Here is a 15,089-nt window from a genome sequence, read left to right as displayed (position 1 = left end):
AAACGCAGCAAGACATTGTCGTAGGTGAGGCTGTGGCCACCTGCATCAGTTGAGCCTGACACTCAGTGCCGTCCGGCGATTGCCAAAGTGGACTGGACGACAAAGACATGTATGGCCGTGACGGCCGCGAGGTAGGCGCGACCGAGCAGGTCGCGGCATCGCAGGACCGTGGTGGCGACGAGGTCGTCCCCTCCGTCCGAGGGCTGACTAGCGAGAAGGCAAAGGTGGAATTGTCGTCGCTGCCGCCACCCATCAGGAGCCTGCGACCGGTCAGGTCCGGGGCTTATGCAGGAAACCCGGGGCGTCACGTCCTGACCCGCAGCACGATCTTGCCCTTCATCCGGCCCTCCTCCGCGCGCGCGTGAGCGCGTGCGACGTCCTCGAGGGGAAACTCCAAGCCGACCTGCGGCACCACCAGGCCTCGCTCGATGAGGCGCGTCAGGGCGTCGAGCTTGCTGCTACTCTGACGAGAGAAGACGAAGTGGTAGGTCGCGTTCCGACCCCAGGCGTCGATGAGGTTCTGAGGCATTGCTGTGTCGACCAGGGTGACCACGCGCCCATTCTCGCGCAGGATGCGTGGAGAACGCGAAAGCGTGTCGCGCCCGAGCGTATCCAGGACGACGTCGACGCCCGTGCCGTCGGTCAGGCGATTGACCGCGTCCACGTCGTCCTCGTGCTCGAAATCGATGACCGTAGAAGCGCCGAGCCCTTCAACGAGCGCCGTGTCGCTGCCGCGCGCCGTCGCCAGGACCCGCGCACCGATGGCCTTGGCGACCTGGACGGCGATGGCTCCGACGCCCCCGGCGCCCCCATGGATCAGGACGGTCTCGGTCACCTGCAATCGGGCGCGCTCGACCAGCCCTTCCCAGACGGTCACGCCGACGAGACTGACGCTCGCGGCCTCGGCATGGGAGATGTTGACCGGCTTACGCGCCACAATGTCGACATCCGCCAGGTGGTATTCCGCGTACGATCCCGGCCCGTCGAAAATCCGCGGCGTGTAGTAGACCTCATCCCCAATACGGAACTCCGTCACGTCGGATCCGATCTGGTCGACGACACCAGAAACGTCGTGCCCGATGATGGCCGGCAGCGCGACCTGGTCGGCGTAGTCACCGCGGCGGATCTGGTAGTCGAGCGGGTTGATCGACGTCGCATGCACCGCCACGCGGACCTGCCGCGGTCCCGGTCGGGGATCGGGAAACTCTCGAAGTTCGAAGCTGTCCGGCCCCCCGAACCGCGTCAACGCCATCGCTTTCATGTCAGCCTCCTGCTGTGGCAGGTGCCTTTAGTGTCAGCCGAAGTGCCGAATGACGAACGCGTTTCCCTCAGGTGACGGATGAGATACGTTCAGCCATGGCAATGCGGAGATCTCTTCCCCCGCTCGCGGCACTGCGTGCCTTCGAGGCCGCCGCGCGCCGCCTGAGCTTCCGCGACGCCGCCGACGAGCTTGGCGTTACGCCGACCGCCATCAGCCATCAGATCCGGCTCCTCGAGGAGACCCTGGGGCTTCGCCTCTTCCACCGCGAGACACGCCGGGTCCGGCTCACCGCTGAGGGGACCGTGCTGCTGCCCGTGCTTCGCGATGGCTTCGACGCCTTCGCCGAAGCCATCGACCAGATCCACGGCCGACACCCGGCCGGCGTTCTCACGATCTCGGCGCCGACGGCCTTCGTCGCCAAGTGGCTCGTGCCCCGGCTTGCCGACTTTCGCGCCGCCCATCCGGGTTGTGATCTGCGTCTGCACGCCTCCGACAGCCTGGTGGACTTCGATCGCGACGGGGTCGACATTGCTGTCCGATACGGGCCGGGTCCCTACCCCAGCCTCGACGTTCACAGGCTGGTGGTCGACCGGGTCGCGCCCGCTTGCAGTCCTCGCCTCGCGGTTCGATCCGAGCGCGATCTGGCAAGTTGCCCGCTGCTGCACTTCGAGTGGGCTCACCTGACCGACGAGACGCCAACTTGGGTCGCCTGGCTGCGGCACGCGGGGATCAGCGACGTCGATGGCGGCGCGGGTATTCGATTCAGTGACGAAGGGCATGTCATCCAGGCGGCGATTGCTGGGCAGGGAATCGCGCTCCTGTCGGTCGTGCTTGCCGCCGACGACTTGGCGAGCGGCGCGCTGGTTCAACCCTTCGGGCCGGTGCTCGACGCCCATCCCTACTGGATTGTCCACCCACGACAGCCGGCCCGGCCGAGGGATGTCGGCAAGCTGGTCGACTGGCTACGATCCACAGCCGAGTGATCAGGCGGCCCTGATTTTTATTCTCCCGTCCTTTCTCGATCCGTCACGCACTGAAATGCGGCGGAGCCTTCAGACCGGTCGTAAGGGGTCGCCGACATCGGTCCGGTGAGCCGGTGAAAGTTCCGGCTGTCTTGTGGGGAGACACTAAGCGCGTCTTTTCACTTCATCCGAACTTCCGGCAACCCAATTTCTATGTTCGCTATGGGCCGTTTTACGTCGTTGAGCAGAAGTTTGATCTATGTCCGCTGTCCGGTAGCGCTCGCAGTAACCTGTATGGCTCTGTTGAGTCGGGACCCGTCTGTCCGCTTAACGACCGGGCCGGGTGGATTTGCGGCCGTCCGGGTGACGGTAACGGACGTCGTCTCAGTGCCCGCTCATGATCCGTTTCGGACCCTCAGTCGGAGTGGGTAGCCAACCATCACTGCCGCCCAAGCACTCTCCCAAGGGTTGGCAGCAGCAGGTTAGCTCGAATCCGAACCTCGGACTCGGATCAAACACCGATCGTGGCTTCCTGCAGGCGGTCGATCGAGCGAAAACGGCCGGGGTTTCTCCCGGACGTTTTGGCTTTAGACTGCATACCTAACCGAGCAAGCCTGCCCCGAAGGTGCCATCATTGAGGACGGCACGGTTCTCGACGAGACCGTACTGCAGGTAGTGCTGCATCGGGTTGAGCCCCGCCTGCGCGACGTCGCCGTTGACCGCAAGGTATTCCGAGCTGTCGAAGTCGGCGGAGGGGTCGCGGCCCTCCTTCCAGCCGTAGGTGTCGTAGTGGGCGAGCGGGTTGATGCCCGCCGCCGCGACGTCGCCGTAGGCGGCCAGATACCCCTTGGTGTCGAACACCGCGTTCGGATCGCGGCCTTCCTTCCAGCCGTAGGTGTCGAAGTGCTGGCGGGCGAAGGCGAGGGTGTCGCCGCCGTCGAGGGTCGCGACCTGCGCCACGTCGGCGTTGGCCAGGAGGTAGAACTCGGCGTCGAACCCGCCCTTGATGTTGCCGGTGAGGCCGACCGCATCGAAAATGGCGCGGCCTTCCGCCTGGCCGTATTCGAGGTAGTGCGTCAGCGGGTCGAGGCCGGCCGCCTTCACGTCCGTGTTGCGGGCGAGATAGAACTGGGTGTCGAAGTTCACGCCCGGGTCACGGCCTTCCTTCCAGCCATCCGCGTCGTAGTGGCTCAGCGGGTTGAGGCCCGCCTTGGCGACGTCGGTATAGGTCGCGAGATAGCCCTTGGTGGAGAAGTAGGCGTTCGGATCGCGGCCCTCGGCGGCGCCGTAGGCGGCGTAGTGCGCGTCCGCGTCCTGACCGGCGGCGGCGACATCGGGATTGTGATACAGGTAGAATAGATCGTCGACCAAGGGCGATCCATCCGCGTTGTCGATCGTCCGGTCGGCGAATTGGAAGACCTCGATGCCGCGGACAGAGTCGACCCCATCAGGCCCGGCAATCGTCATCACACCATCGATGGAGAGGCCGACGATGGCCGCTCCGAAGGCGAAGTCGAGGATGGCCCGATCCGTTCCGGCACCTCCGTCAAAGGTTTCGTTTCTGGCCGTGCCGATGAACGTGTTGTTCTCTGGCCCGCCAACGAAAACCTCGCCTGTTTGGCTCGGGCTATCAGTTGCAGGCTCGCCCATACCGGGATGACCGGTGACGGGCTCGCTCGGACCTGTTTCGACTTCGTGCTCGTCATCGAATTGGTCAGCGCTGTCCTGACGACGACCCGAACCGAATTTCGGTAGCCCACCCGTGCTACTGAAGCTTATGCTGTGACCGTCCTTGGTCATTCTCGTGATGCCGTTCGTCGCATCGGCCGTCACCGCGTAATCGATCGGTGCCGTGCCCTCCTGAAGTTCGATCAGATCCTGAGAACGAAGGGGGCCTATCAGCCGATCGTCGCCGCCATGCGTTCTGAAGACGACACGGTGGTCCGACGCCAGCGAGCTGATATCGACCGTGTCGTCGTCGGCGGAGCCTTCCAGCGTAATGGTGCTGGTCAGAAGGCTCGTTCCGGAAAAATCTCCGATCGGCATGAAGGTGTCGTTGCCGCCTCGACCACCGATGAAGATCTCTTCGATGTTGTTAAGTTCTGCAATGATTGATTCGTTACTCGTGCCGTTACGCGTGATGACGATCTCGGTGTTGGCGTCTAGATCCGCGATCCCGGCCTCGAATGCGCTCGTCCGCGAGTAGACCCTGTATGTTTCCGCGCTGGTGTCTCCGATGATTTTCAGGGTATCGATGCCGCCGACGATATTCTCGGCGGTCGTATCGCCGTTGACCAGATCGCGGCCGTCGCCGGCACTCCAGTAGATGGTGTCGCTGCCGGCATCGCCTTGGATCGTATCGGCGCCCTGGCCACCGACCAAAAGGTCGCTGCCCCCGCCGCCATTGAGCCGATCGGTTCCGGCGAAACCGAACACCGCCTGCGAACCGGCGGCACCCGTAGCACCGTTCAGGTTGACGTTGTTCCCAGTCGTGCCCGCCACTACCAGAGAGTTGGTGCCGGCAAAGCGCAACGTCTCGATCGTGCTGAGGGTGTCCGAGCCCTCGGCCCCAGTCAGGTCCGTGACGACGAGATTGGTTGTGCCGCCGGAACCCAGGGCGAAGTTTCCCACCCCGCCGGAGAAGACCGCCACATCGGTCCCCGCTCCTCCATCCAGGCGATCGTCGCCGGCGCCCCCGTTCAACGTATCGCTGCCTCCGGCACCGTTGAGGATGTCGTAACCGCCATTCCCATTCAGCGTGTCGCTGGCACCCAGACCGAAGACACCGCTCGTACCGTCAGCGATGTCGTCGCCTGCGGTTCCGTTGAAGGTGTTGGCGAGGAACGGGATCGCATCCCAATTGTCGCCGACGATGCCGGTCGGCATCGTGAAGAGCTCTTCTTGATGCCCGGCACCATCCGTGAACTCGACCCGAGCTCGAAGGACCTCGCCAACCTGACCTCCTGCACCGGGGACGCCATCGCTCGGCGTGAACGAACTCCCGGTCGCGTTGACCGTCAGGTTGCGCCATGTGGTGCCGCCGTCGTTCGACGCTTGCCACTGATAGCGGAACGCGCCCAGCCCATTCACGTCCTCGATGCCACGCGTATCGATCGTCAGGGGCGCTCCTTCCGTCGGTGATACCCGACCGTCGGTTGGCGTCGGATCGATGATGACTGGGGCTCCCGTTGCTCGGAATGGCAACTGATCGAGTGTATACTCGACCGTGCCTCCATTGCCGTTGGAGAAACGCAGCGTCTCGATATGAAACAATCGGTCTGCGCCGTCCGAGATCCGGTCAGGCTCACCTTCGATGCCTTCCCCTGGTTCCCCTGTCCCGTCACCCTCCGGCGTCGGATCGACGCCGGTCGTCGGCGTATGCGTCACGGTCATGCTGCCGTCGGCGTTCGACGTGAAGGCGTAGTTCGCCAGAACGTCGCGATAGACAGAGATATCCGCAGCACTGTTCGACGGGTCGCCGTCCACCATTTCGCGGACGATGGCGAGTTGACCGGGATTGATCGTCCGATCGAACATCAGGTCGGTGAGAGGCCTGCCACCGAACTGAGGAATGGCGTTCGGCGTCGGAGCACCGTTGACATAGTCCGCTTCGAGATAGACTCGGCTGCCCATCTCATCGACCGTGTAGGCGACGCCCTCGTCGACGAAACGGATTCGTACGTTCAGCCAGCGATCGCCGTCGATGATGTCGTTGCCGGCGAGGCCCGTGATGACGTCGCTGCCGCCGCCGCCCAGCAGGATGTCGGAGGCATCTGCCGTGGACAGGATGACCCGCTCCTGAGCGCCGTTCTCATCCAGGACCGGTACCGCTTGACCATTGGCCACGCGCGTCACTGGAGTGCCGGTACCGAGATGCGCCACGAGAGGGGCGAGGCCGCTGATGAGACCCACGTTCTTGGCCAACAGGTTGTTGGAGTAGGAGTCGAGCAGCGCGTTCGGGCCGGGGATGGCCGCTGTGCCTTCCAGCTCGGGGCGCGTGTTCACGGCCGTGATGCGTCCGGTGAGAACGTCATCGTGCTTCCAACCCGACAGGCCCTCCACGAGATCGAAGCGGTCGCGGAGTATGAAGGCTTCCTGCGTCTCGAAGATCGGAATGCCCAGGTTTGAATTGGCGGACTGGCTGTCGCCCTTGTGTATCGCCCAGTCGAAGCCGGCCATGCCGTTGCTCCGCTGGATGCCCTCGCTGTTCTGGAACATGATGTCGTCGCCCGACTCGCCATCGTAGTCGGTGTCGCCGCTGCCGCCGTTCAGAACGTCGTGGCCAATGATCGTAGAGTTGAAGAACAACTCCGAGTTTTCGCCTGACAGGCTGTCGAAGCGCAGGCCGCCCTCGAGCCAGTCGTTCCCCTCGTTCCCCAGCAGCACATCGCCGCCCGTTCCACCGAGAACGAAGTCCTCGCCCGTGCCCGCAAACGCTTCCTTGCCGTCGGGCCCGGTGACGATGAAGTCGTTGCCCTGGTTGCCGAACAACAAGGACAGACCCGAGCCGCCGTGGATGACGTCGTTGCCCTCGTTGCCGTGCAGGAAGTCCGCCTCACCGATATCGGTGCCGGCATTGGTGAGAATGTCATCCCCTGCGCCGCCGAATACCTTGTCGACACCGTATCCGGCCTCGATCCGGTCGTCCCCTCCCTTGCCCCAGATCGCGTCGTCGCCGCCGCCCGACACGATGATGTCGTTGTCCTCCGTGCCGCCGATCGTGAAATGCTCGTTGCTGTTCACGCGGATCGCCTCGGCCACCCCGTCGCTATCGGCGTCCACGCGCTCCACCAGCTTGGAAAAGCCTCCCAGGAACGGATTATCTAATACGGGATCGGCACTCAGTTGCTTGCCGATATCCAGTTCCAAGGTCGGCATCTGAAATGCCGAGAAGAGATTGCCGGGCAGCGCAGTGGCGTTCGCGGCGCCGAGGTCGGTATTCCGCATCACGAGCTCGGCGAACGTGTTGTTCTCGAGCTCATTGAGCAGGTTCAAACCCTGGGTACGAGATAGATAGTAGAACCGATCAGCATCTTGCAGATTTTCCATCGTCATCTGGAAAACGAAGCTGAAGGTCGAGCCCAGCATGCCGCCGAACGCCATCTTCTTCTCGGCAAGACCACCCATCCAGAAGTCGACGGTGTTCAGGCCGCCGAGCGTACCGTCGCCTGCATAGGCGCCGGTGTGGTTAAGGAAGTCGAGCCGGTCGGCATCGAAGTCGGCCTTCGCGGTCCCCGTCAGGGTGGAATCACCGAGGACCAGCCTCGTTGCGGCTTCGCGCAGTTCGACGGTTGTCCGCGGCGTATCGGTGGTATTCAGCACAGACGCGTGGTTCCCGTAGGCCGCGACGAAGTTGATGATCGAGGCGGGATTTTTAAGGTTCAGAGCGAAGTCGGCCCAGCTCTCATAGGGCTTCAGCAGCGTGTCGCCGGTTTCCTCGAAGAACCGTCCCCGCGCTACATTCAGTGTCGGGGTGCCGACATCGCGACCGCGTGCCAAGTTGATGGTGGCGAGATCAAGCGGGATGCCAAGGAGTTGATTGCGCAATACGTCGGTTACGAACTCGTCGATCTCGCTACCGGTCTGCCGGCTCATGCCTCGGATGATGGCTCCCGACGCGACCTCTGCGGCGCCGAGGGAGTCGTACATGACCGGATTAAGGAAACCGTCGAACAGCGTGATGTCGTTCTGGACCGGCTTGCCCTCCGCATCTATCGCAATGACGGCGATGTCCTGCCGCAGCATCGAGTGGCCGAAGCGGTAGACGACGTGCGCGAACTCGGCTGCGATGCTTGGGTTGATGTCAGCCGATGGCTCGAACACGAACGCGTCGATATCGGGCTGCATCATGCGGCCGAACTCTTCGAACACCAGGTGCTGGTACTCCATTTCATTGGTGAACCGGCCGGCCTGGAACAGCCGCTCGCCGTCCCATACCAGGGCGGCCCTGCCCGCATCCGTGGTCGGAATGGCCTCGACGTCGACCAGCAGCCACTTGTTGAGGAAGGTGAGATCCCCCGAGTCGAGGGCGATCTGCTTCGTCATCTCCACCACACGGTTGTGCTCGGCATGGAACACCTGGTGAACCGCGGTCAGCGCGATGTTCTCGTTGGCGCGTCCATCGCCGGCGACGAAGTGTCGGTCGAGCAATTCGTTGTCGTAAGCGGTCGCCCCGCGCTGGCCCTGGGGGCCCGGTGTTCCGTCCGCATTCCCATAACCGAGGGCCGTATCGCCGTCCGCTTGGAGCTCACCACCGGTCACCACCGGCACGGCGGCATGGGCGATGTCGTCGAGGAATGCGTGTCCTGTTAGAACCACGCCCTGGGCGCTGACTGGGGCCGCCGGGTCGCCCTCGCGCAGCACGTCGTCGGCCGTCCCGAGGACGCCATCGGGACCCATGCCTACGACGAGTTGCGGATAGCCGTTCGGGCCCGGGATGAAGTTGCCGTACTGGTCAGCGGCGACGAGCGGGATGTTGCCGACGTTGAGGTCGGTCAACGCAATACCAAGTACGTCCCTCGCCTGCGCTTTGATGTCGGCCCAGGTGGCAAGACCGCCGTTGCCGCCTTCCAGGAGATGTCCGGACGCGATCGGCTTGCCATCGGGAGCGGGGATGTACTCGCGCATGAAGACCTGCTTCGATGCAGTCGAAGCATAGGTCTGGTTCTGGTCGACCCACGGTGTGGTCAGGTTGCGGGGACCCGCGCCATCGTCGGTAGTGCCCAGAACCCCGTCCGCACCGGCTTCGACGCTGACGCGGGTCAGCGGAATGTAGTTCTGCCCGCCGGGCACGTAGAGCGGATCGCCGGGGGACAACGGCACGTAGACGGTGCCGTTGCCACCCTTGGCGACAAGATCGAGGCCGTGATCAAAGAACTGTCCGAAGATCGTCATCCAGCCGTTGAAGGGCGAAGACAATCCTTCGTCGGGCGAGACGTTCGGCAGATAGATGGTGTTTCCGTCCATCTCGACGCCGTATTGCACCAGCTTGGCGGCGAGGCCGGCGCTGGCGCCGAGATCGGCGGGCGCCGCCTTGGCGGCGCTGTGCGCACTGACGATCTCGCTCAGTGCCGTCATCAGCGGCTGGCCCGCCAAGCCCGCATGGGTCAGCGCCGCCGCGATGGCAGCCGGATTGTCCAGGGTTTGATCGACGATCAGGTTTGAGATGATCCGCGGATCGGCGTCAATGACCGTGCCGCTGCCAGGGCCGGGTTGCGATCCAGACCGGGCGCCGGCATTCGCATAGTCGTTGTTGGAGAACCACGTTTCCATATTGGGCAGTGGATTGAAATCATAGCGATCGCCATCTGCGTCATTGATGTATGTGGGCGTGAAGAGGCCAGGAAAGCTTTGATCCGACGCTCCCCATTTCTCACGTCCCGGAAGCAGATTGTTGTAGCTGCCATCGACAGTTCGAAGGCCATAGGGAAGCAGATGTGCCTGCGTGAGGCCGTCATTCCCGTTGTATCCAGCGACCAGCTCGGCAAGAATGCCGCCCCCGGCATGAGCTTCCGCGATTTCAATCTGCCTGAGAATGAACTCAAGGTCATGTCTGACGAGCGCAACCATTATAGGCCCCCAGTAACGCGCGCACATATCCACGAGAGATCGCGGTATTTCGTTGCTAGCCAACGACGATTGTCTTGGGACTAAACGCGCAAGAACTTGCAGAAATCAGCTGCCGATTTCGATTAAGGCTCTTGCATTGGGTCGTCAACGAAAACTGTATTGATTTTAGGCGTTTAATACCAAATTGAATATTTGATAGTAATCCGTTCGTTCGGATAAATATAAAGGTACTCCGAGTAACTCCCAAGGAGTAGCTCGATGAGCCGCAGAGATCCGTAGCAAGTCGCTATTTGAGGATAGTTCCGTAATTGTCATCGGAGGTTTGCCGCATGAATCATTGCTGCGGCGGACGATGAAGCCCTTGCAGCACGGTGAGCAACCGTGTCGCCACACTGTGGGATCAAGGACGGAGAGGCTCACTGACCCAACCGAAGTCTATCGACAAACGACTGCTTCAGAAATGTCTAGAGGCTGTTATGGCCCTGTGACGGCTGGGTTCCAGCTGGAGGGGCATGACCTCTTCAAGCAAAGCCGACCCGTCGACGTCTCGGATGAAGAATAGGAGCGGGTCGCTCCCTACCTGACGCTGCTGCGCGAGGATGCGGGGCAGCGCGAGCACAGTCTGCGCGCGGTGTTCAACGGGCGGCGCTACGTTGTGAAGACGGGTGCGCCGTGGCGCTGGATGCCCAACGACCTGCCGCCGTGGGACGCGGCCTACCAGCGGGCCCAGCGCTGGCTTGCGGCCGGGTGCTTCGGGCAACGGGTCGACGATCTGCCGCAAGCCAACCGCGACTTCGTCCTCTTGCCATGGCGCTGGGTGGTGGAACGCTCCTTCGCCCGGGCGACGCGCGTCCGCCGCTTCGTCAAGAATTACGAGCGCTCTCCCATCACGCTGGCAGACCTCCACATCGTCGCCTTCGTCTGCCTCATGCTCAAACACGCCGCGCAACGCGCGGCCAGTTCATGACAGCTTCTACGACTTCGGCCGCGTCGGACCGGAACAGGTCATGGTCCGATCCAACGCACGGCATCGATCAGGGCGCGAAGCGCCGGTGTCGCCTGCTGGCGCGGATGGTAGAGGTGGTAGCCTGGGAAGGGCGCGCACCAGTCCGTCAGAACCTGAACGAGGTGGCCCGCCGCGATCTCGGCGGCCACGTCTTCCTCGAGCATATAGCCGAGCCCGGCACCGGCCCGCACGGCCGCCCCCGCCAGGAGCGCATCGTTGACGGTGAGTTGGCCGCCGACGCGCACGCGTATCTCCTGGCCGCTCTGCGTGAACTCCCACGGCAGCAATCCGCCCCCGCCGACCAGCCGATAGTTGACGCAGTTGTGCGCCTCGAGGTCGGCCGGTGTCCTGGGCTGCGGATGGCGCGCGAAGTAGCCGGGCGTGCCGACCACCACCGTGCGCAGGTCCGGCCCCAGGCGCACCGCCACCATGTCGCGCTCCACCGTCTCGCCGAAGCGGATGCCGGCATCGAACCGGGCCGCGATGATGTCGGTCAGGCTATCGTCGATGACGACCTCGACCGAGACGGCCGGATGATCAAGGAGGAAGCGCGGCAGGACCGGGTCGAGCACGCGGCGCGCGGCCGAGGAGAAGGTCGTCAGACGAAGCGCACCGGACGGCGCGCCGCGCCAGTCGGCGAGCGCTGCAAGCCCGCACGCGACCTCCGCCAGCGCCGGGGCCAGCGAACGCATGAGCCGTTCGCCGGCTTGCGTCGGAGCGACGCTGCGCGTGGTACGCGCGAGCAGCCGGACCCCGAGCCGCTCCTCCAGCCCACGCACGGCGTGGCTGAGCGCCGAAGGCGACAGGCCGAGTTCGGCCGCCGCACGCGTGAAGCTGCGGCTGCGCGCGACCGCCGCGAAGGCCGCGAGATCGTCGAGCGTACCCCGTCGCATTCCTGAATTCCGCTCACAGGCCCTTGTCGCCGATTCGGGCTAATTCACCCTGGATGGTGGCGCTATCCTGTCTGGAATCAGCAGGGATATGCAACAATGGACCTCACGCAGTACCGCACGCTCGGCCGCTCCGGCCTCGCGGTCAGTCCGCTCGCGCTCGGCACCATGACCTTCGGCACCGCGCGCTGGGGGCTAGACGAAGCCGGCAGCCGGGCGGTGTTCGACGCCTATCTGGAGCGAGGCGGCAACTTCGTGGACACGGCCGACGTGTACGCGGGCGGCGAGGGCGAGGCGATGCTCGGCCGCTTCATCAGCGAGCGGGACCTGCGCGACCGGATCGTCCTCGCGACCAAGTCGGGGTTCGCGACGGGCCACGGGCCGCACGCCGGCGGCAACGGTGCCAAGCACGTCCATGCCGCGCTGGAAGGCTCGCTGCGGCGCCTGCGGACCGACTACATCGATCTCTACTGGGTGCACGTCTGGGATGGGATCACGCCGGCCGAGGAGTTGCTGGAGACCATGGCCGGTCTCGTGCGCGCCGGGAAGGTTCGCTACTGGGGCATATCGAACACGCCCGCCTGGTACGTCGCCAAGCTCGCGACGCTGGCCGCGACGCGTGGCCAGCCGGGGCCGATCGCGTTGCAATACTTCTACGCGCTCGTGAACCGGGAGGTGGAGGACGAGCACATCCCCCTCGCCGCAGAGTTCGGCCTGGGGGTGGTGCCGTGGTCGCCGCTGGCCTACGGGCTGCTGAGCGGCAAGTACGACCGCGCGACCGTGGAAGCGGCGGGCCCGCGTGCGGGCGGCCTGCCGAACGATGCGGCGCAGTCGAGCGAGATGCGGCCGGCCGACGACAAGCGACTCGACGGGGCCAACCCGTTCGGCGACAGCCTGTTCACGCCGCGCAACTGGACCATCGTCGACGGGGTCCGCCAGGTGGCGGAGGCGATCGGGCAATCGCCGGCGCGCGTCGCGCTCGCCTGGGTGGTCGGACGATCGGGTGTGGCCTCGACCCTGATGGGCGTGAGCCGGCCGGCGCAGGTGACCGACAACATCGCTGCGCTCGATGTCATGCTCTCTCCCGAGCATCGCGCCGCACTCGATGCGATCAGCGCACCGGCGGAGCCGCGCCTGATCTATGGCCTGTCGCGCCCGCTTCTGCGGAGGGCCGTCGTGTTCGGCGGCGCAGAGGTTCGGGCCCAGGGCGAGATGCCCTGAGCGAGGTTGTCCTTCGCTCACCCGGTCCTGAGCGGACGCAGCGTGCCTGTCCGCCGAGGCCCAAGGCCACGCGCGGACCGCGCCCTCAATCCGGATACCCGGTCGGTTTCCGGACAGATGTTCCTCGGGCGCGACTGGGTCGGCGCGAAGGGTCTTGGCGTATGCGGCACGCCCGAGGCGGCATCACGGTGCCGATTACGCCTCATGCGACCTGGAAGCAGCGGGCGAGCAGGCCACGCAAGGCCATCGGCAGGCTGGCGGTGCGGGCGATGGGATCGACCGCCTGCGTGAACAGGCGTAGGATGAGGATCTGACGCTGCCGGCGATCCGGCGCGAGCGATACGGCGAACGTCGTATCCGATTGGGCGGTCAGCCGGGCCGGAACCCAGCCGATCTGGTGGATGAGGACGTCGACGGCGTCGCCCGGCACGAAGGCGTGCTCCGGAGCCGTCAGGCGCAGGTGCGCGGTTTCCATGCCGAGGCTCGCCAGGGCAGCGTCGTAAGCGATCCCGCCGGATCTCACGCGCGCCGGCTCCTCGATCCGGAATTCCTCTGCTCCACGCGGACGCTCGAAGCAGACGAGGAAGGCCACGAAGCTGAACAGCATCGCGACACCGGCCCAGATCAGGTTGAAGTAATCGATGGGCGAGATTTCGGTGGCTCCGAACGGTGAGACGAAGGACCACACGATCGCACCCGCCGAGAGCAGTGCGATCCCGCCGAAGCCCGCGGCCATGCGCCAGCGCACCATCGACACCGAGCGGTCCCCGCCCTTGTCGGTGACCTTGAACGGACGCCCGAAGGGCCGGATCGCCGCCGAGACCAGGGTGAGGCTGATCGCCAGCGCCGTCATGATGTGCGTTACCTCCATGAACAGAGGGAGCGTGCGTCGGCCCGAGACCCAGCTGCTGTAGGTCCAGAGGGCGAAGAGCGCAGGCAGGCCGTAGCGCAGGAACGAGAGGTAGTCGGCGAAAAATGCCGGCATGTCGAAGAACCAGTAGATCGATGGCGCCACCAGCATGAGCACGATGAACGGCTTGCACAGCCAGTTCAGAACACCGTGCAGGTAGTGCAGCCGCTGCATCAGGGTGTAGTCGCCTCCCCAGAAGGGTCCCGCTTTCAGCAGCGCGACCTGCATGGTCCCGAGGCACCAGCGGGTGCGCTGGGTGATGTATTCCGGCAGGCCCTCCGCCGAGAGCCCGGCACTCAGGCGCTCGTTCAGCCAGTGCGTACGGTAGCCGTGGCGCATGAGCGAGTAGGTGAGGTTGATGTCCTCGCAGATGGCATCGTGCGGGAAGCCCCCCATCTCGACGACCCGATCCCGTCGGACCAGGAAGGAGGTGCCGACGCAGAAGGCGCAGCCCCAGGCATCCTTGGCCGGCTGGAACACGTCGAAGAAGATGCGCTGGTCGTCGACCCAGGCTTCGGACGCCATCAGGTTGTGCTGGATCGGATCGGCGTTGAAGAAGAATTGCGGGGTCTGAACCACGGCGGCCCGGTCGTCGTGGAAGAGGCCGACGGTACGACGCAGGATGTTGGGCGCCACCGCGAAGTCCGCATCGAGCACCAGGATGATCGGCGCGTTGGTGAGGCCGGCCGTATGGCGGAGCGCGTTGTTGAGGTTGCCGGCCTTGGCACCCGTGTTGTCGGGCCGCGTGACGTAGTTCGCACCGACTTCCTCGCAGTAGGCACGCAGCCAATCGCGCCGGGTGTCGTCGCAGACCCAGACCGTGGCGTTCGGGTAATCGACCGCAAGGGCCGGGATGATCGACTTCTCCACCACGTCGAGAGGCTCGTTGTAGGTGCAGATGAAGATGTCGACGGCCGGCCAGGCCCCGCTCGTCGTCAGGCGCGCTTCCTCGCGATCGGCCTCGGCAGAGCGATCCTTGAAGCGGAACAGGATGACGATGGACATCAGGGTATAGAGGATCGCCACGCCCTCGAAGGCGAAGAACAGGTAGGGCCAGAGCTTGTCGAGTCCCGGCTCCAGGCGGGGCAGGGTGTCGTGCCAGCGCCACGCGGCGTAGCAGAGGATGAACACCGCCGTGGTCGCGCCGAACAGGATGCGGGCGGCCGCGCTCGTTCGATCCAGCAGGCCGGCCATGACCAGCAGCCCGATGAGGATGCCGAGATCGGTGGTGAGGACGGCGAGGGCGTCCTGAGGTGCTTCGAACATCGTC

At 64.6% G+C, this 15,089-nt stretch carries 7 protein-coding genes and 1 pseudogene; 3 read left to right on the top strand and 5 right to left on the bottom strand.

Annotation, left to right across the window (positions count from 1 at the left end):
* Window positions 1-62: 62 nt before the first annotated feature.
* Window positions 63-308 carry a DUF2867 domain-containing protein gene (locus tag OF380_RS25195; protein WP_264048362.1) on the bottom strand — a complete coding sequence of 82 codons (246 nt, stop codon included), beginning with the start codon at window positions 306-308 and terminating at the stop codon, window positions 63-65.
* Entirely contained in the window at window positions 305-1,261 is a 957-nt protein-coding gene (locus tag OF380_RS25190; RefSeq protein ID WP_264048361.1) for a zinc-dependent alcohol dehydrogenase family protein, read from the bottom strand. The genes OF380_RS25195 and OF380_RS25190 overlap by 4 nt, the downstream gene beginning before the upstream one ends.
* 95 nt (window positions 1,262-1,356) lie before the next feature.
* Between OF380_RS25190 and gcvA the strand changes: the two genes are divergently transcribed.
* Window positions 1,357-2,244, top strand: a complete 888-nt coding sequence (gene gcvA / locus OF380_RS25185) for a transcriptional regulator GcvA (RefSeq protein WP_264048360.1) — start codon at window positions 1,357-1,359, stop codon at window positions 2,242-2,244.
* A 579-nt stretch (window positions 2,245-2,823) separates the two neighbouring features.
* Here the strand turns inward: gcvA and OF380_RS25180 are convergent.
* A complete protein-coding gene (locus OF380_RS25180; RefSeq protein WP_264048359.1) occupies window positions 2,824-9,792 on the bottom strand; it encodes a peroxidase family protein in 6,969 nt (2,322 codons plus the stop codon).
* A gap of 502 nt (window positions 9,793-10,294) precedes the next feature.
* Here OF380_RS25180 and OF380_RS28880 point away from each other — a divergent pair.
* Window positions 10,295-10,567 (top strand): annotated as a pseudogene (locus tag OF380_RS28880) (transposase); the annotation flags it as partial.
* Window positions 10,568-10,797: 230 nt separating this feature from the next.
* Here OF380_RS28880 and OF380_RS25170 read toward each other — a convergent pair.
* Window positions 10,798-11,691, bottom strand: a complete 894-nt coding sequence (locus tag OF380_RS25170) for a LysR family transcriptional regulator (RefSeq protein WP_264048358.1) — start codon at window positions 11,689-11,691, stop codon at window positions 10,798-10,800.
* A gap of 96 nt (window positions 11,692-11,787) precedes the next feature.
* On the opposite strand from OF380_RS25170, the gene OF380_RS25165 reads away from it, so the two are divergent.
* Window positions 11,788-12,909: an aldo/keto reductase gene (locus tag OF380_RS25165; RefSeq protein ID WP_264048357.1), complete on the top strand. Its 1,122-nt coding sequence runs from the start codon at window positions 11,788-11,790 to the stop codon at window positions 12,907-12,909.
* 202 nt (window positions 12,910-13,111) lie between these two features.
* Here OF380_RS25165 and OF380_RS25160 read toward each other — a convergent pair whose 3' ends face one another.
* A complete protein-coding gene (locus OF380_RS25160) occupies window positions 13,112-15,085 on the bottom strand; it encodes a glycosyltransferase family 2 protein (protein WP_264048356.1) in 1,974 nt (657 codons plus the stop codon).
* Between the last annotated feature and the right edge of the window lie 4 nt (window positions 15,086-15,089).

The sequence above is a fragment of the Methylobacterium sp. FF17 genome, assembly GCF_025813715.1.
Taxonomy (GTDB): Bacteria; Pseudomonadota; Alphaproteobacteria; order Rhizobiales; family Beijerinckiaceae; genus Methylobacterium; species Methylobacterium flocculans.
The sequence above is the reverse complement of the archived record's forward strand: the minus strand, read 5'-3'. Positions and strand labels throughout refer to the sequence as shown.